This window comes from Shewanella sp. SR43-8, assembly GCF_014163775.1.
Taxonomy (GTDB): Bacteria; Pseudomonadota; Gammaproteobacteria; order Enterobacterales; family Shewanellaceae; genus Shewanella; species Shewanella vesiculosa.
Map to the genome: position 1 here is coordinate 73530 of NZ_JACJDX010000013.1, position 17803 is coordinate 91332.

A 17803-nucleotide genomic window follows, 5' to 3' on the forward strand; every position below is an offset into this window, starting at 1 on the left:
ATTAAAGCAAAAGTTAAGTTTGCTGCATCATGCAGGCTAATAATTCACGCGTTTCTACAAGCGGTAAACCAACGACGGCTGAATAACTGCCACTAATTGATTGAACAAAACAACCACCCAAAGCTTGTATGCCATATGCGCCAGCTTTATCCATTGGTTCGCCCGATGCCACATAAGCGTCTATGTCGGCAGCAGATAAGTCACAAAAGCTGACTTGGGTTCGACACAGGCGGCTAAAGGTATGCTCACCATCTGTTAACGCCACCGCGGTCATCACTTCATGAGTTTTACCAGATAATAATGTCAACATACGCTTGGCATCATCTTGGTCTATTGGCTTACCGAGGATTTGATCGTTCAATACCACTATTGTATCTGAACCGAGTACTTTTGGGGCGATAATATGGCCACTCAGGGCTAAACCCGCTTGGGCTTTTTCAACGGCTAAACGGCACACATATTGTTGTGGCGTTTCAGTTAACTGGGGTGTTTCATCGATATCGGGTGCGACTAGCTGAAATGAGAAATCTGCCTGACTAAAGCCAGCTTGCGCCAGTAATTCTTTTCTTCTTGGTGATGTTGAAGCCAGTACCCATGTCATCGGTTAGTTACTCTTATTAGTGTACATTAAAACAATTCTTACGTTATCAAATTGATTAACGTACTTTGTAATGGCGGCGCATGTTACGCAGAACCCAGAACACCCACCACCAAATAAATAAACTCGAAATTGCGGGTAAAAACATCTCAACATCAAATGGTGTCGCACCGACAACAACAAACTGAATCCAAAATATCACCAAATGATAAATACAGATAAAACATGCTAGGAGTAATGATTGTTGCCAGCGAGGATAGTTACGTAACTGTTGAGACAACAACACGACAATATAAATCACTAACGACAACGCGAGTGAACGGATGCCTAAATGGGCCCCCAATAACACATCAAGCATGACCCCTAACAACCACGCAGTGAGAATACTGTAACGATGCGGTAACGCCATCGCCCAATACATCATGACCATAAGGAGCCAGTCTGGTCGCCATGCTTCGACCACTTCCGGTAGCGGCATGATCTGAAACATCATACCAATAAATAAAGTCAGCCATACCACTAAGCGACCATTAGCAATGTGCGCGCTCATTGGTTTTCCTCGCTTACTGTTGGTGAAGTCGTTGTTTGTGAAGGCGGAGTACCAACTTGAGATGACGATGCATTATCACTAGTCTGGTTAGGTATGGTTTCCGTTTCACCATTCGTTGCAGCATTATCAGCCGCCTCGTTCATCAGCCCTTGGACCTCAGCAGGCAACGTAAAAGGTTTGGTTTCATCAGGCCAAATAAGCAAAACATACCGAATACGATCAAGCGCAGCTAAGGGCTGGGCATTAATAACCGCATAACTCTGACCATCATCACGCGATACACTGATAACACGAGCGACGGGATATCCCTCAGGAAAACGATTTCCCAAACCTGACGTTACCAATAAATCACCCACAATAATGTCAGTACTTTTAGCCACATTGCGTAATTCAATTTGGTCGATATCACCAGTACCGTTGGCAATTGCCCGCACATCGTTACGAGTAACACGCACCGGAATACCATGAGTGCTATCTGACACCATCAACACGCGGCTAGTAAACTCACTCACTTCAGTCACCTGCCCCACAACGCCTTTGGCATCCACCACTGGCTGACCGACATAAACGCCGTTCTGTAAACCATGATTTAACACTACAAATTGCCGAAAAGGATCGCTGGCAACTTCCATAACTTCAGCGACCATTTTACGAGAATCCATGTGCACAGGAGAACCAAGTAATGCGCGTAAACGCTCATTTTCTTGGCGGACATGTTCAAAACGCTGTAAACGTTCTGACATCACCAGTTGTTGGCGTAAGAGTTCTTTGTTTTGCAGTTCGAGCATATTACGCGTGGCAAAGGCTTCGGCAGACCAGTCGAGCATCATACCTGGCACATTGGCCAAAAACTGCAGTGGGCTTAATAATGAGGATAAAGACTGGCGAACAGGATCAAGACGGTAATTAGTCATCAGCAATGCCACCGACAAAATAATTGCCAGTGTCAGTCGGAATTGACTAGAGACGCCACGAACGAAAATTGGTTTCATAAAGTGTTCGCAACTCTGTTAACCCATAAAATGCCATTAACAAAGCCGCTCAGCAGATGATAATTAGTTCTCTTCAGAGAACAAATCACCACCGTGCATATCAATCATTTCAAGGGCTTTACCGCCACCACGAGCAACGCAGGTTAATGGGTCGTCGGCAACCATCACCGGGATTCCTGTCTCTTGCATTAATAAACGGTCTAAGTCACGTAGTAATGCACCACCACCAGTCAATACCATGCCACGCTCAGAGATGTCTGAGGCCAGTTCTGGTGGTGATTGCTCAAGGGCAACCATTACCGCACTGACAATACCAGATAATGGCTCTTGTAATGCTTCTAAAATTTCATTGCTGTTTAAGGTGAAGCTTCTTGGTACACCTTCAGCAAGGTTACGACCACGCACTTCAATCTCAAGCACTTCGTCGCCTGGGTATGCTGTGCCTATGGTATGCTTGATACGCTCAGCCGTTGCTTCACCAATTAAGCTACCGTAATTACGGCGAACATAATTAATAATCGCATCGTCAAACTTGTCACCACCAATACGTACCGATGAAGAATACACTACACCGTTTAACGAAATAATCGCCACTTCTGTAGTACCGCCACCGATATCAACAACCATTGAACCTGTCGCTTCAGATACCGGTAAACCAGCGCCAATTGCTGCTGCCATAGGCTCTTCGATTAAGTACACTTCACGAGCACCTGCACCCATAGCGGACTCGCGAATGGCGCGGCGTTCAACTTGAGTCGCGCCCACTGGCACACACACCAGAACACGAGGACTTGGACGAAAGAAACTGTTGTTATGCACTTGCTTAATAAAGTGCTGAAGCATTTTTTCAGTCACATAGAAATCAGCAATTACGCCGTCTTTCATCGGCCGAATAGCTTGAATATTACCAGGCGTTCGGCCTAGCATTTGTTTTGCTTCTCTGCCAACTGCAGCAACTGACTTTGGCCCATTGCTATTGCGTTCGCCACGAATGGCAACCACTGAGGGTTCGTTCAACACGATACCTTCATCGCGAACATAAATAAGAGTGTTTGCCGTACCTAAATCGATCGATAGGTCGTTAGAAAAAATGCCGCGCAACTTTTTGAACATGTATCAGGCCTGTATTCTGTTGAGTCAGAAGAAGAAAAATCAGCTAACTTTATCAATGACACCCCCATTCTACAATACCGAACAGGTTAACAATTGCTAATCTAGCGTTTTTTTTTGTAAAAGCTGTTAAAAAATCAACATCCGCGCAGTTTTAAATCAAAAAAGCCCAAATCTGATGCTTTTTCATGCATATTATTGCCCCACCTCACGCCAATAAATGATCCTATCATGACCTCGGTAACGACCAAAGAAGGCACTTGCTCTTGGGTCATAAAGCTGGGCCGGACTTGCTTGGTCCCAATTCCAATACCACTGAAGCCATGGCTCTACTTTTAACGGGGCAGTCACCTGACCTCGATATGCTGTAGAACCTTTATTTTGCCATAACAAGGTTGACTGGCCGTTGTTAACTAATGCGCCATTATTGGTACGAGTCACGACCTGATCAGACGCTAATAATGGCGCGTATATTTCACTGCCGTCAAGCGGAACGATAACTTGAGTACAGCTATCGCCAGTATTCGTTACCCAGCTACTGCCATTCCAATACTGGGCATAGGTTGGCATGTCTAATACTTCATTTTCAGGACCATAAGTATTATCCATTACAACTCTGCCGTGGCGTAAGTCTTGCGTCGATAATCGTTTGGCGTTGCAGTTGTTGCTGTCGGCGCAAATACCACTGCTGTCTGCGCGCATATCAGCTGATGCAATAAACGACACACTACCATCGTTATCAAAGGCTTGTACACCGATAGCTAATTGACTAAATGGGCCATCCACACCAGGGGCCACTGTACGATTGAAATTAGCTTGATAAGATAATCCTACGTTTGCTTGGCCCAAAACCCAAGAGCCAGCATTAACCGGTAAAGCACTTAATCGGCTGCTTAAATCAATGCCATTATTGGCATCTTCACCCACTAAGCTTGCACTCGCTTTAGCAAAGGCGCCTTGATAGTTCTGAGTGACATAAGTGCCAGTATTGACTGCATCTAAGGTTAAGGCGAGAGCAAAAGGTTGATCCATATAGCTAAAGCTGCCGCAAGATGGCAGCACACTCGAGCTACTCACAACAAAGCGGTCGGGTACAAAACGCCCTATATTAGGCGATGCCGCCTGTGGAATATTATAAAAGCTTGAGCCTAAATATTCGCTCGGTGGATCAGCGGTAAACTTAAACACGCCCACTTCAGTCACTGTCTGCGACACGGTATTACTGCTCGTGGTTTGCGCAACATGATTATATGCCGTCGTACCTACAGCACCCAGCACACCATCCGATGGTGAAATAATTTGATTGCCTAATGCTATATTGTTATGGACATAATTAGGGGTATTTATATTATCGCAGTAGTTTGTATCACCATCCGCTTGCCATGCTTTACCTTGAATAATTAACTCAAATGGCTCGCCAGCTTTTTTATATCGATTACACGTACTACTAATACTTGCAGAACACTCTGCAACACTCTCTTTGGGGGTAACGCATAAACCTACCGGAAAGCTAACAAACGGATCGGAACCAACCATTACCAAGCCTTGTTCATCACCTGTGCCAGTATACTTTGCATCTAACTGCATTTTTCCTGCATCTGGATAGTTGACGTTAATATTTGCTTTTCCTTGTGTATCAAATGCCAACGCAAGCGTGGTTGCGGTGCTACTCTGCTTACCTACCACGGTATTATTCACTGTTACTGATTGACCACTAATTGGAGTCGTCGGCTCAATATAGGTACTCCAAAAACCGACGTTTTTGGTGATGCTAGCAAACGTTGGGATACATTGCAGAGTACTATCCGATTTTTTCACTGCACTAATAGAAATATTACCTGTTGGTTTGTTGGCCAACTTATCCGGTACCTCAAAAATAAAACCGCTATCGGCAAAAACTAAATTACAGTTAGCCTCGCTTGCGGCACTGCCATTAACACGGCACAAGGTTTTACTGAATGCTTTAGTGCTTGGCGTAGACCCGGTGACACCTAAAGTCACAGTGCCGGGAGTATTATGTCTTAGCTGTAAATCTGATTTTTGCCCTCCAGTAAACGTTACTACACTGCCACCAATCCAACCGCCACCGCCTGTCACTGTTGCAGGGCTGAGCGTCGCCGTGACAGTATCAGGCACAGTCGCACTGCAATCTGTGTTAGCACAGGCTTTAATAGATAATGTTTTGGGTACACAAGTGATCCCTTGACCAGAATAGGAATACTCAAAATGATCAATTTGTACTCCAATAGGGCTGGAGTTGAGCGCACAAATCTCAACATTATCGATTTCATGATTATTAGTGGATCCGCCAGTTGATCCCGTTAACGACAACAAAAAGTTCTCAGGTATCGCAGCTTGTGAAGAGATGCCGGCAGCATTAAATGCGGGAATAATTTCAACAAAACCGCTACCACTATTGCGTTCAACCTTAACGATTGATTGATTAGGGAGTAATGAGTCAACAGTAATACGGTACCGATGCGCAGGTGAAACATTATTGTTATCCACTTTCGGAGATAAGCAACTACCGGTATTAGTGGTGCCATTACTACAAGTTCCGCGTAAATAAGGATAACCAGAAGTACCAGAACCTGAACCTCGAATCGATACCGATTGTGGACGTCGGCCTGGACCGCTAGGACCACCTTCAGCAGAAAAGTTACCGTACTCGTCAATCCCGAAACCTAGCCAGCCACCAGCAAAACCATTCACATTAGAACGTGCACCATATCCCATTGGACCACCAGCAGAGCCTGGCTGCGGGGTAATAGCAGCATCGGATAATACAAACGCAATACCGTCGGCACCGTTACCACCATAGGCATAATGATCAAACTCAATTTCGACTTTATTATTAACCGCAGGAAATAAACGCTGATAAGTTGTCGATGTTGCTTGGTTAGTTCTCGCTTCAGTTTGTCGTAAGCGGCCGTTAACTATTGAAGGGGTAAAGTTACCCGAACTTTGAGCCACAACCCAGTCACTGCCTAAGCTTGCCCGTTCAAAATTATCAGTAAAACACTGGCGCACAGGGGCGAGTTTTTCTATGGCAATAAAACTATAGTTTTCCCACACGTGACTACGGTCACTATCACTAAAGGTATCTTCATCATTAATTATGCTGACTGAGTTACTGGTTAATTTACAACGCCGTAACCAACCGCCATCACCACCCAAACGACTGTTTTTACTGGCTACCAATGTTGGTACACTAGTAAAACCATTTAATGGTGTGAGTAAATTAGTACATTGAAAATTGACGTCTTGGGTATTGTTCACATTTGTATTAAAGGTGGTCGAACGACCAAAATGATAATTGACATTTTTACCTTCCAGCACTAGCGGGCCACTGCCAGACGTTACTGATAAGTAGGCAATTTTTTCATATTGTAAATTATTGGCATTTAATTTACTCGGCTCACATTGCCCCGAATTATTGCGCACTTCAGAAGTATCCATCGCTAATTCGATACCACTTGAAGTAAATTGCGACGTGCTGGTTAACCAGCAGTTATTATTTTGGGTTTGTAGTTGGTTAAGCACCACATCTTGAGTACTGGGTAAAGATACGCTGATATATTGATTGTTCGAGCCGACCAAGGCCTTATTCTGCAACACTGAACCAGCGATTAATTGGCTACCGTTATTTAAATCAAATTGACCGGGCGTAACTGCAATCCAGTGTACTTCAGGCATCTCTGCCGCTGACACTCTATTACCTGAAGGCCATTTTCGCTCCCAAGTAAAACCGCTTGCACTGATTGAAGATAAAAACACGCTTTGAGGACCATCGTTGGCAACAGGGTTATTTTCTGACACAGTCGGCATCACAAAAACTAGCGGCATTACGCCGCTTTGAAATGCTGAATCAAACACCACACTTTTGGATGTACTACCGGAACTCGCTGCGGACTTGCCATATTGAATATGAAATGGCGTGATAGTCTGAATCTTAATACTACAATCTGGAACCAGATCAATTTGATCCGCATTAGCAGAAAATGTCACCGATGAACTGCCATTTAAGATAATATCTTTACCTGTCACAGCACCTTGAATTTTAGCAGAACCATTAATTGTGACGGTATTTTCGGATACGACATATGCATTTAAGCTAGCACCGCCTTCAATCTCAAATTTACCATAATTGTAAAAAAGCAATTTATCTGCCGAACTGGCCAAGGTCAGATTTTTTTGAACATAATCGTTTTTAATAAAAAAACTCACCCGACCTGACGGCGGAAATATCAATTGAACACCATTATTAATGTTCATTGATTCGATCCAATATTGCCCTGCAGAAAACTCTATAGTGCCTGAGCTAGCGGTCAGGTTTTTAATTTTATATTTACCATTCTCAGTGGTAAAAACAACCTTTTTATCGCCACCATTAGCAACTGACACATTGCGGTATTCACCCTCAGCAAGGCTAATGGTTTCTTGACCATAAACGGGAGGACCTACATCAACACTACTGGTTGATTGGCACTGGGCAAAATCAATGCGGCCACTGGGTAATTCAGCCACATACTGGCCCTTGCTACACACTTTTGCAGTACCATTACTGCTAATACAAGAATTAAATCTAGAATCCCCTCCCTGAATATAATTGTAGGTGGGTAACTTACTGTTATTAGGTGCATTAATAATCGTGGCCGTATTCAAACTAATGGTGCCACTGCTATCAATATTGTTAACCCCTTCTTTAAAGGTTGTGCTCCAATCAGCCTGCGCCACAGACAAAGGCATCAAAATGGCAGTAGTTAGCCATAGAAAAAAAGCTAACCTGCTAACTAAACTCGATATCATTAACATAAAAGGGTTAATTACCACGGGCTTCTACCTCTACTTGGCGACTCACTCGCAAACATGTTGAGCTATCTGAGTTACCAGCACAGTTACCTGTCTCGCATACCGCTAAACTGTTAATCCGATACTGAGTGATACTGGCAACAGTTGTAGCATTACAGTTAACCAACACAGTACAGTTATGAAATCCATTTCCTCCTGTTGGCGGCGACCAAGTTGAACTCACATTGCTACAACTTCCATTAACACCACTAAGGGGGAACAACTGAGACAGAGCAGCATCAGCGCCACTATTGGCACTAAATAAAGCTCGAGTCCCCCAGACTTCCATATTAACCGACTCATCGGCATCGCTAACAATGCGGATTAAACTCGCCGCCAGCAAAAACATCACTGTCAGCACAAAAATACCAATGATTAATGCACTGCCTTGTTGGGAATGTTGCGGCAATTTCAGTTTAGGGTACATTCATCACCTGCACTTGATGTTGATATTGAAATGTTTCGCCATTCACCCTAAACCTAGGCTGTAAATGCACTATAGCATTAGTCACTAATGTTGCTGGCGTTAAAATGATTGCCGGATTAATGGTTAAAGTATTAGTAATATTTTGTGCCATCAAGACGCCATTCCCCATATCCGCTGGAGAGGGCTGCACAGCCTTATAGCCATATTGTTGGTATAAGCGTAAATCAACATTACCCGCGGTGTTAATAAAACAGTAACTGAGTGGGCTCTGGGCAACATACAAGCGTTTTAATGGCGACGCTTCGGTAAAGCGAATACTTTGGGTTAAGGTAATCGTCAGGAGATCTCCGCTTTCAGCCACACTTTGCACCAGAAAACGCTTTGCTGTTAATCCTTGAGGGTTATAAACCTCGCTAGCGGTTAAAGGGTAAATCAGCACTGATTGAACAGCATTAATTGAACGAACACTTTTAATCGCGGTTAACGTATTTTGCACTGATTGCGGGAAAAACGGCGCATCAATATACGATGTACTGGCACTAATAGGTAATAATTCCAGGCATTGATAACTGCCATCAGTCGCTGTTAGCACTCGCATACTATTGGGCACTGCGCGGCGAATATCGCGGGTCATCCGTTCAATGCCAAAACGGCTTTGACTGAGTACCTGATCAACTGCGCTTGATTCAACAAAAATGCGAGTACCAAAAACAACAAAACTGCTTATTCCAACCACAATAATCCCTAAAATTAAAATAACCGTAACCATTTCAATTAAGGTAAATCCCGCTATTTTTGGATGGCGATACTCCTGCATTAGTAGTTACTCCTTACCGCTTGGTAAGTGATCACTTCACCAGCAGGGGTTGTAACGTCTACAGTAATTAATTTTTGCGCCTGCGTTGACGAGTCAAGATAGGCTACTGACACGTTCAAGCGATAATTGGGATAAGCTTGGGCATAGGTTTGGCTTGAATTGAGCATGTTTTGTGTTTGATCTAACTCATCATAATCATCAACATCGTTGAAATCGTCGCGGTCTTCACCATCAGGGCCTAGGGAACTGGCCGCGGTACAAAATTCCCCAGTAGGAGCATTGCACGCCGGAACACCACCATTGGGATTGGTCTTTTGATCATAACGCTTGCCCCAAATCTCATTCATAACCGAATGTGCCAACTCAGCAGAGCGCACTCTTTGTAATGTCGTCGCCGCTCTATCTGCTTGAGGGAACAACATGCTAGTGATCATTACAATCGCGATGCCAATCACTATCATACCGATAACGAGTTCAATCAGGGTAAAGCCACGCTGACGTCGAGATAGTTGCAAGCGTTGTTGATGATGATCATGTTGACACGATTGCGACTTACTGAGCATAAATATACCCCTCAGACTCAACCGCAATAGCTAAGGTTTCATCTGCAACAGCATTAAAGCAATTACCTGAACACGCTGGAGATACCATACGGCCCTGCTCGTCAAAGGTGATTGAAAAAGCCTGACTCGCATTACTGGCTAACGTAATATGGGCACCACCGCTGAAGATTTGTGATTGCTCTATACGAACTTGGTTTGTGCATAGGCTAGCGGTTCTTCCGCTAAAATGGCGCAAAGTATACTCGCTTGCTGTCACATCAATTTGATAACACTGATCGGTATTTTGCATTGCTTTAAGCTGAACTTGACGTAATTCACTGATAAATTCATTACGTAAACTGTAGGCGCTATAAGAAGAGTCAGACAACAGACGTGGCAACACTGTCACGGCAATAATACCAATCACAATCATGGTGGTAACCAATTCAACCAAGGTAAACCCTAGCGGAACATGATGATGTCGATTCACTATGATGATGCCCTCATTTTATTAGACGAACATTAATGACATGCGATAAGAGTTAAACCGTAATAGTGTCAGAGACTTATATTAGCTTATTCCGTATATTAACAACAGGCTATGTTGTATGCTTATTTGTTAGGCTTACATCACTTTATGACTAACCTGATTAATTAGTTTCTAACCTATTCATGTATTTAAAACACTCAAAAAAAAACCTGCCTAAGCAGGTTTTTTTTCTTAAATTTTATTAGCACTTAGATGCATCAGGTATCGCTGTAAATTCAGGTATCTTTGCTGCTGTAGCAGCTGAGTATTTGAAAAAGCAAGTTGATGGTGCGCCTGCTTGCCAAAAGCTCCCTGTAGCAGCGTCATAAATCCAATCAGTAGTTATAGTTGAAAGGCTTGGATCTGTTCCAGCAGAAACGCTTAAATCAATTGCATTTTGAAAATTAACTAATGCTGTGGTCAAATAACCATAATCAGTTGTTACATCAATATTAGTCGCTGGAGTAGCCGTTGAGGAGCCAGTTAAAGTCACTGTGGCCCCAGTCGCTTGTTCTTTACCAGCTAATGCTGCTTTTGAATAAACTAAGGTGTTTGCACCTTGAATTGCCGCTTTTAAACCTTGTAACGCAGACACACGAGCATCACCTTGAAGATTGATAAACTTAGGCGCTGCTGTTACCGCTAAAATACCGAGAATAATGATCACAACCACTAATTCGATTAATGTAAAACCTTGTTGTTTTTGCATATTAAATAACCTCTATAGAAAATAAATAAGTAAATCAAATTAGTTGTTAGTAAATGATACGACCTGACCCGTACCGGCATTGTATATAATTCCGTTTGCACCGACGGTATCTAAATCTGGAGTGGGTGTTGCGACTCCCGATGTTTGATTAAGCGCTAACGTCGCAACTTGATGATAAACGCATAAATCAAGCCCTGCAACGACTTGGCCATCAATACTCGTAGATGAGCCACCGACACCATTTTGCATTCTTACAGTGTAACGTTGTTGACGAGCATCTTGGTTAAAAAGCACATTTCTAGGTACGTTTTGCAACACTGCATTAAATACTTCCTGACATGCTTCATTTGTCATGGCTGTAGCATCTGTGTTGGTGGTCCCGGTAGGAAAACCAAACCGTGCATCTAACGACACATTCGTCCCGTCTAAAATAACATTACTATTCCGGCGACCATCAACTTCCCATTGTGCACGCACAAAACTCACCGCTGTGGCTAAACCGCCAGCAACACCATCGACACTGGCGTCTTCAGCATCATCGGTGACATTCAAAAAACGCGGAATTGCCGTTGCAGCCAATAAACCGAGAATAACAATAACAATGACCAACTCGATCAATGAAAAACCTTGTTGTTTCAATTTCATAATATCTTACTCTTCTCTATAGTGCCTACAACAGGGAAACATACTGGTTCAGCGATAACTTCACTGATATTAGCAGCTTATTTAAATTTTAACATGGATGATACAAATTTTATCTGTCACTCATCAAAAAAATGACTCTACCCGTCTGGAGCTGATAACTCAAACTGGCTTTGTTATTTGAATAGTAGCGACACACATGATCATCAGACTGATAATCTACCGCAATATTGAGCTCTTGAACATTATTGGCCAATAACTGCGCCCACAACTGTGCACAACCTTGTACATCATTGGTATCAATAATTGGCCAACCTTGGTTAGATAAAGACACCCAATTATCGGTACCGACTAAATCGGCATCAAAATCGTCGTTAATCTTATCATTTCTAATAGTGTCAGCTTGAGAGTCTGAATCAAGATTGTCATCTGCGACCTTACTTGGTGTCACATTAGGCACCTTGTTATGCCAAGATAATTGCATCCGGTGTGGCCTACCAGAAGCTAACCATTGACTGCGCACCATAGCTAAGACATTTAAAAAACGATTATGTTCAAACTCTAAACCACGGCCACCTATATTGGAGGTGGAATTAAAAGAACGTATGCCAACAATACTCAACAGTACTAACACCACCACAATAGCAATGACTCGCCCATACACTTTAATCAGGTCATCATCTGCTTTTTGTTGGCTCAACATGCCAGTACCCAATGAATAACTTGCATTATATGCTAACCGCCTTTGACCACATTAAGCATATCCCACATAGGCAGATAAATACCCAGTGCCAGTATCAAGACAATGCCAGCGACAAACGCAATAAGAATAGGCTCTAATTTAGCCGTCAGATTTTTTAAATCGTAATCGACCTCACCTTCATAAAAATCAGCAGCGTCATTTAATAGTTGATCGATTTGCCCCGTCTCTTCGCCCACAGCCACCATTTGCAATACTAACGGAGTGAATAATTGACTGCTATTAGATACCCTTAGCATTGACTCGCCTGATTCAATACCATGGCGCATCGAGACAATTTTATCATGCATATAAGCATTATCGACCGCATCAGCGACCAAACTTAATGCTTGAGTCATAGGCACACCAGCACTGAGCATCATCGAAAAACAGCGACAATAACGCGATAACGTTGAGCGCTCAATAATGGAACCCACCACAGGAATATGCAGTTTCCATAAATCCCATTGCTTCTCACCCTTTTCTGAATGATGCCAATACCGAATCGCCACTACCACAGCAATTAATAGCACTATCATATGAGGCCAGAAATTAACAAACAGATTAGACGTACCAATTAATATTTTTGTCGCCCATGGCAACTCTGCGCCGAAACGAGAGAACATATCGGCAAATTTAGGGATAACCATAATATTGAGAATAATCATTGCGATGGTAATGGCGATCAACACAAACATGGGATAACGCATTGCCGCTTTAATCCGTCGACGTGTTTCTTGCTCACGCTCGATATAGCCAGATAGCTGGATAAAGGCATCTTCTAACTTACCGGTATTTTCACCAACATGGATCATCGACACAAACAATGAATCAAATATATCTGGATGAAGATTCATTGCCGAAGACAGTGGTCGACCTGAAGTGAGCTGAACTGAAATATCATCTAAGGCTGTTTTCATTCGATCGGAATGAGTGGTTTCAGATAAACCAGCAATAGCTCTTAAAATGGGAATACCCGAACGAGTTAATGAGTACATTTGTCGACTAAAAATTTGTAACTCTTCTAATGACACTTTACTGCGAAATAAGCTCATTGAAAATGATTGCTTATTTTTTACTTCACGTAATTCCAGTGGAATAACTCCACGAGAAAGTAAAGCGTCGGCAGCGGCACTTTCATTAGCAGATTCAAGCTGTGCACTAACAGCCAGCCCTTGTGAGTTACGACCTCGATATTGATATATTGGCATTGTTATGCACCAATATCTTGTTGACTAACCAAATCTTCCGACAACGGCACTGTCGACTCACTAACATCTTCAACCAGTTTTGATACTTCTTCGAGTGTTGTCGTACCAAGGAATAAATACTCCATCGCAGAATGTGCCAGTGGGATAAAATTAGGACTGCGCAGCGCTGCACGAGCAAAATCTTGAGGATTACCAGTACGCATGGCGTCAATCATGTTTTCATCAAGCTCAAGTATTTCAAAAATACCGATTCGGCCACGATATCCCGAACCATTACAGGTTTGACAACCACGACCTACTTTAAATGTCGCGCTGCTAATATCTTTTTTAGTCACACTACTAAGCCAACTGCGCTCAGCGGCTGAAGGCTGATAATCAATGGCGCAATTATGACAAACACGCCTAACAAGGCGCTGAGCAATAATAACGCGCAGTGCACTCGCCACCAAATAGCTGGCCGCGCCCATATCGAGTAATCGTAACGCACTGGTCACCGCGTCATTGGTATGCAAGGTCGACAATACAAAGTGACCGGTTAATGCGCCTCGAAGACCAATTTCAACGGTTTCTTGGTCACGCATTTCGCCCACCATGATAATGTCGGGATCTTGGCGAAGAGTGGTACGCAGCACATTGGAAAAATTTAAACCAATCTTATGGTTAACTTGAACTTGGTTAATGCGTGGTAATTGATATTCCACCGGATCTTCTACGGTGATAATCTTTCTGTCAGCAGTATTAAGCTCACTTAAAATACCGTATAAAGTGGTGGTTTTACCGCTACCCGTTGGCCCGGTCACTAACAACATACCGTGAGGGCGTTTAATCTGTTTACGAATTCGCGCCACAATATGCGGTGGCATGCCAGTTTCATCTAAGGTGCGCAGTCCAGTCGTCTGATCTAATAAACGCATCACCACAGATTCGCCGTGATAAATTGGCATGGTCGACATCCGCACGTCGATTTTATGACCTTTGATTTCCATATGAAAACGACCATCTTGTGGCATACGTTTCTCTGAAATATCTAACCCAGCCATCAGTTTCAACCGTAATACCAGGGCCGATGCAATATTAACTTCGCTTAGGGTATTTTCATGCAATTGACCATCAATACGTTGGCGGATGCGCAAGACTTTATCGCCGGGTTCAATGTGAATATCTGACGCACGCATTTGCACCGCATCTTCGAAAATAGACTGTAATAACTTGACCACTGTGGTTTCGTTATCACTATCACTTTGGGTTAAATTAGCCAAATCGAACATGTCATCAGCGGCATATTCTTCATCGAGCTTACCGGCTATTTCGGCTATTTGTCCGGTGCGGCGGTAGAGGTTATCAAATGCATCGAGTAATTGTTGTTCTGGTGCTACGGCAATCATTAACTGTTTAGGCGCAACCAACACTTCAATATTATCGATAGCCTGTAAGTCGGCTGGATCGCTCATGGCCACTAACACATGATCAGCATGACTTTCTACCACTAAGGCACGATAACGCCTAGCTTGTACTTCAGGAAGAATATTGACCACGTCGGCAGTAATTGGGCGACGACTAATATCCAAATACGGTAAATTAAGTTGTTGAGATAAAAACTTAAGTAACTGATCTTCAGTAATACTGTTTAAATCAATCAGTGTACGGCCAAGCTTTTTACCTGAATTGCGCTGCTCCGCTAATGCTTGTTGTAGCTGTACATCAGTAATAATCAGCTCTTGAACAAGAAGATCTCCCAACCGCATCTTTAACTTAGGCTTCATCGGTTTTCTCCTAGCTGATCTAAACGCTTTTCAATAAAGGTCATGGCTGAAGTCGATAACCCTTCATAGCTTAATGCTGAACGATAAGCCTGAGCGGCTTGCGAGTATTTTGTTTGTGAGTCGAGCGCATAAGCTAACCCCATCCACCAGCGAGATTGAGTCGATTCGGATACCAATAGGTTACGATAAGCCGCTTCAGCTAGGGTAAAGTTCTTCGAAGTTTGGGCCAAATCGGTTTGCGCTATCCACTTATCTCGAGCCCACGTTGAATTATCGGGGATCATCGCTAATGTCGCTAATGCAGCATCATAAGCTTTAATTTCGGTTTGAATCCGCGACAAAATCACATAAAACTCCCATTGTTGCGGAAACATACTGATGCCACTTTCGAGTAATCCCATCGCAGTAGTCATATTATTTTGCGCATAATAAATTTCAACCAATTGGATACGCGCTTTGTGTAAGTTCGGTTGTAAAATGATCGCTTCTAAATAGTAACCGGCGGCATCATCAAGTCGCCGTGCCTGCTCGGCATCCATTCCTTTACGGTATTGCAACTGTGCCATTTGTGCCTTACTAATAACGACCTCTTTTACCGACATCTGCACAGGTTTTTTCTCAACAGCGGCTGCTTCAGACGAGCCAGATGATTGCTTTGCAGTGATGGCTTTAGCGGTGTCAGCATTATTTGATGCAGGATTGTTCTGTGCCATCTGGTTGGATGCAATTTGATCAGGTATCGGCTCATTCGCGCTGGATACACTGACCTTATCGGCTGCGGTTTTGCTAGCAACTGTGGCGGCGACTACGGTGTGACTATTGACCGTTTCAGGCTCTCGCTCGCTAGCTTGTTGTGCCGAGGGGGAAGACGTATCAATCTGCTCAGCGTCACCCTTTGATGCTATGTCCACTTGAGTCAAATCGGTTAAGGATGTTTCATTTGTAACAGGCATATTGTCTTGAGTCGTATCGGCGCTGACGGGCAGCCTTGACGCTTCAATAGATTTAGGCGTCATTGTCGAGCTGGCATTTAAGGCTAACTCAGAGGGTTCAGTCACAAGGTCGTTATGATTAAGTGCTTGGCTTAGCGTTAACGATTCAGTGTCTATGCTAGCAGCGTCACTGATTGCTTTAGGTTGATTTGCGATTTGCATATTGGCTTGGCGATACATTGACACACCAAACCACAAAGTAGGTATCAATAGTACTGCAACAACAATGAGACTAATAAGCGGTGAACGTGATTTAGCAACAGTTTGATATTGAATTTGAGGACGCACAAATTCACCCACAGCTTGTGTCGAAGGATTATCGGTTTCAGGCTGCTGACGCTGTTCTAAATCTTTCAGCATATTGATAATAACGCTCATTTAATCTCACTTATTTGTGTCACCCATTCACCACAACAACTGTCACTATTTAACCCAATAACCAACACCACTGCAGCAAGGAGCACAACAAGCAAGATGTTGAGCCGAGATACACTCACTTTAAGTTGTAAATTAATATCTTCCGTATCGGTTATCGCAGCCAAACAATGCCGAGTTCGGACCTTTTTTTCACCTTGGCCGTAGCATAGCAATAAACTTTTATGTGCCAAAATATTCACCAAACGCGGAATGCCACGAGCAGCTTTTGCAATACGCTTAATATCCGCGGCAGTAAATAACTCTGGCCCTTGGTAACCCGCAATCGCTAGCCGGTATCGAATATAAGCGTGTATTTCGTCCCATGTTAACGGACGTAAACCATAGCTAAAGGTAATACGTTGTCGTAACTGCCTAAACTTAGGTTGCGCTAAACGTTGATCTAATTCAGGCTGACCAAACAGCACCACTTGCAATAACTTACGATTTTCGGTTTCTAAATTAGTAAATAACCGTAATGCTTCAATACTTTCATCCGGTAACGATTGCGCCTCATCCAACACCAATACCACATGAAATCCTTGATGATTTAACGCTAACAAACGCTCATGGATAAGTCTTGTCAGTTGCTGTTGATCGACTTTATTTGGCAAAGACAAACCAAGTTCAGCTGCCACAGCCCAACGTAACTCCTTAGGATTTAAATAAGGATTGGGTAAATATGCACAATGGTATTGAGCGGGTAAATCGTTCAACAATTTACGACACACTAAGGTTTTACCTGTACCCACTTCTCCAGTGACCTTGATAAAACCCTCACCTGTTTCTAATGCTGTTTGCAGCACTTGCAACGCTTCCACATGCGGCGCCAACCCAAAAAAGAAACCGGTATTAGGGGTCAGCGTAAAGGGCAACTGACTTAAGCCAAAATGCTGCAAATACATAATTACCGGCTA

The 17803-nt window shown here is 43.3% G+C and carries 16 protein-coding genes; all 16 read right to left on the reverse strand.

Features of this window, described 5'->3' with window-relative positions; all coding sequences use genetic code 11:
• Positions 1–13: 13 nt before the first annotated feature.
• Entirely contained in the window at positions 14–601 is a 588-nt protein-coding gene (locus H5114_RS16760; RefSeq protein ID WP_124015311.1) for a nucleoside triphosphate pyrophosphatase, read from the reverse strand.
• Positions 602–656: 55 nt separating this feature from the next.
• Positions 657–1148, reverse strand: coding sequence for a rod shape-determining protein MreD (gene mreD / locus H5114_RS16765; protein WP_124015312.1), 492 nt, complete (start codon positions 1146–1148; stop codon positions 657–659).
• Positions 1145–2140 carry a rod shape-determining protein MreC gene (mreC, locus tag H5114_RS16770; protein WP_124015313.1) on the reverse strand — a complete coding sequence of 332 codons (996 nt, stop codon included), beginning with the start codon at positions 2138–2140 and terminating at the stop codon, positions 1145–1147. The genes mreD and mreC overlap by 4 nt, the downstream gene beginning before the upstream one ends.
• Before the next feature lie 63 nt (positions 2141–2203).
• The gene (locus tag H5114_RS16775) at positions 2204–3253 is read right to left on the reverse strand and encodes a rod shape-determining protein (protein WP_011639153.1); all 1050 of its coding nucleotides are present in this window, start codon (positions 3251–3253) and stop codon (positions 2204–2206) included.
• 192 nt (positions 3254–3445) lie between these two features.
• On the reverse strand, positions 3446–8083 hold the full coding sequence (locus H5114_RS16780) for a DUF6701 domain-containing protein (protein WP_182723537.1): 4638 nt from the start codon (positions 8081–8083) through the stop codon (positions 3446–3448).
• On the reverse strand, positions 8073–8528 hold the full coding sequence (locus H5114_RS16785) for an MSHA biogenesis protein MshP (RefSeq protein WP_182723538.1): 456 nt from the start codon (positions 8526–8528) through the stop codon (positions 8073–8075). Before H5114_RS16785 ends, H5114_RS16780 begins: the two co-directional genes overlap by 11 nt.
• On the reverse strand, positions 8518–9345 hold the full coding sequence (locus H5114_RS16790) for a PilW family protein (protein ID WP_182723539.1): 828 nt from the start codon (positions 9343–9345) through the stop codon (positions 8518–8520). The genes H5114_RS16785 and H5114_RS16790 overlap by 11 nt, the downstream gene beginning before the upstream one ends.
• The gene (locus H5114_RS16795; protein WP_182723540.1) at positions 9345–9908 is read right to left on the reverse strand and encodes a prepilin-type N-terminal cleavage/methylation domain-containing protein; all 564 of its coding nucleotides are present in this window, start codon (positions 9906–9908) and stop codon (positions 9345–9347) included. Before H5114_RS16795 ends, H5114_RS16790 begins: the two co-directional genes overlap by 1 nt.
• Positions 9898–10380, reverse strand: coding sequence for a type II secretion system protein (locus H5114_RS16800; protein WP_404948363.1), 483 nt, complete (start codon positions 10378–10380; stop codon positions 9898–9900). The genes H5114_RS16795 and H5114_RS16800 overlap by 11 nt, the downstream gene beginning before the upstream one ends.
• Positions 10381–10618: 238 nt before the next feature.
• Positions 10619–11125, reverse strand: coding sequence for a type II secretion system protein (locus tag H5114_RS16805; protein ID WP_182698948.1), 507 nt, complete (start codon positions 11123–11125; stop codon positions 10619–10621).
• Positions 11126–11164: 39 nt separating this feature from the next.
• Entirely contained in the window at positions 11165–11770 is a 606-nt protein-coding gene (locus H5114_RS16810; protein ID WP_182723542.1) for a prepilin-type N-terminal cleavage/methylation domain-containing protein, read from the reverse strand.
• 109 nt (positions 11771–11879) lie between these two features.
• Positions 11880–12470 (reverse strand): hypothetical protein, encoded by a 591-nt coding sequence (locus H5114_RS16815; RefSeq protein ID WP_124015321.1) that lies wholly within the window; start codon positions 12468–12470, stop codon positions 11880–11882.
• A gap of 32 nt (positions 12471–12502) precedes the next feature.
• Complete coding sequence (locus H5114_RS16820; protein ID WP_182723543.1) at positions 12503–13717, reverse strand: type II secretion system F family protein; 1215 nt, start codon at positions 13715–13717, stop codon at positions 12503–12505.
• Between the two features lie 2 nt (positions 13718–13719).
• Positions 13720–15480, reverse strand: a complete 1761-nt coding sequence (locus H5114_RS16825) for a GspE/PulE family protein (RefSeq protein WP_182723544.1) — start codon at positions 15478–15480, stop codon at positions 13720–13722.
• Entirely contained in the window at positions 15477–16850 is a 1374-nt protein-coding gene (locus H5114_RS16830) for a lipopolysaccharide assembly protein LapB (protein ID WP_182723545.1), read from the reverse strand. Before H5114_RS16830 ends, H5114_RS16825 begins: the two co-directional genes overlap by 4 nt.
• Positions 16847–17791, reverse strand: a complete 945-nt coding sequence (locus tag H5114_RS16835) for an ExeA family protein (protein WP_182723546.1) — start codon at positions 17789–17791, stop codon at positions 16847–16849. The genes H5114_RS16830 and H5114_RS16835 overlap by 4 nt, the downstream gene beginning before the upstream one ends.
• Positions 17792–17803 lie beyond the last annotated feature (12 nt).

What these genes read in the sequence shown, in the direction of transcription:
- H5114_RS16760 (WP_124015311.1), bottom strand. Translation starts at nt 601, where the DNA reads ATGACATGGGTACTGGCTTCAACATCACCAAGAAGAAAAGAATTACTG.
- mreD (WP_124015312.1), bottom strand. Translation starts at nt 1,148, where the DNA reads ATGAGCGCGCACATTGCTAATGGTCGCTTAGTGGTATGGCTGACTTTA.
- mreC (WP_124015313.1), bottom strand. Translation starts at nt 2,140, where the DNA reads ATGAAACCAATTTTCGTTCGTGGCGTCTCTAGTCAATTCCGACTGACA.
- H5114_RS16775 (WP_011639153.1), bottom strand. Translation starts at nt 3,253, where the DNA reads ATGTTCAAAAAGTTGCGCGGCATTTTTTCTAACGACCTATCGATCGAT.
- H5114_RS16785 (WP_182723538.1), bottom strand. Translation starts at nt 8,528, where the DNA reads ATGTACCCTAAACTGAAATTGCCGCAACATTCCCAACAAGGCAGTGCA.
- H5114_RS16790 (WP_182723539.1), bottom strand. Translation starts at nt 9,345, where the DNA reads ATGCAGGAGTATCGCCATCCAAAAATAGCGGGATTTACCTTAATTGAA.
- H5114_RS16795 (WP_182723540.1), bottom strand. Translation starts at nt 9,908, where the DNA reads ATGCTCAGTAAGTCGCAATCGTGTCAACATGATCATCATCAACAACGC.
- H5114_RS16805 (WP_182698948.1), bottom strand. Translation starts at nt 11,125, where the DNA reads ATGCAAAAACAACAAGGTTTTACATTAATCGAATTAGTGGTTGTGATC.
- H5114_RS16810 (WP_182723542.1), bottom strand. Translation starts at nt 11,770, where the DNA reads ATGAAATTGAAACAACAAGGTTTTTCATTGATCGAGTTGGTCATTGTT.
- H5114_RS16815 (WP_124015321.1), bottom strand. Translation starts at nt 12,470, where the DNA reads ATGTTGAGCCAACAAAAAGCAGATGATGACCTGATTAAAGTGTATGGG.
- H5114_RS16820 (WP_182723543.1), bottom strand. Translation starts at nt 13,717, where the DNA reads ATGCCAATATATCAATATCGAGGTCGTAACTCACAAGGGCTGGCTGTT.
- H5114_RS16825 (WP_182723544.1), bottom strand. Translation starts at nt 15,480, where the DNA reads ATGAAGCCTAAGTTAAAGATGCGGTTGGGAGATCTTCTTGTTCAAGAG.
- H5114_RS16830 (WP_182723545.1), bottom strand. Translation starts at nt 16,850, where the DNA reads ATGAGCGTTATTATCAATATGCTGAAAGATTTAGAACAGCGTCAGCAG.
- H5114_RS16835 (WP_182723546.1), bottom strand. Translation starts at nt 17,791, where the DNA reads ATGTATTTGCAGCATTTTGGCTTAAGTCAGTTGCCCTTTACGCTGACC.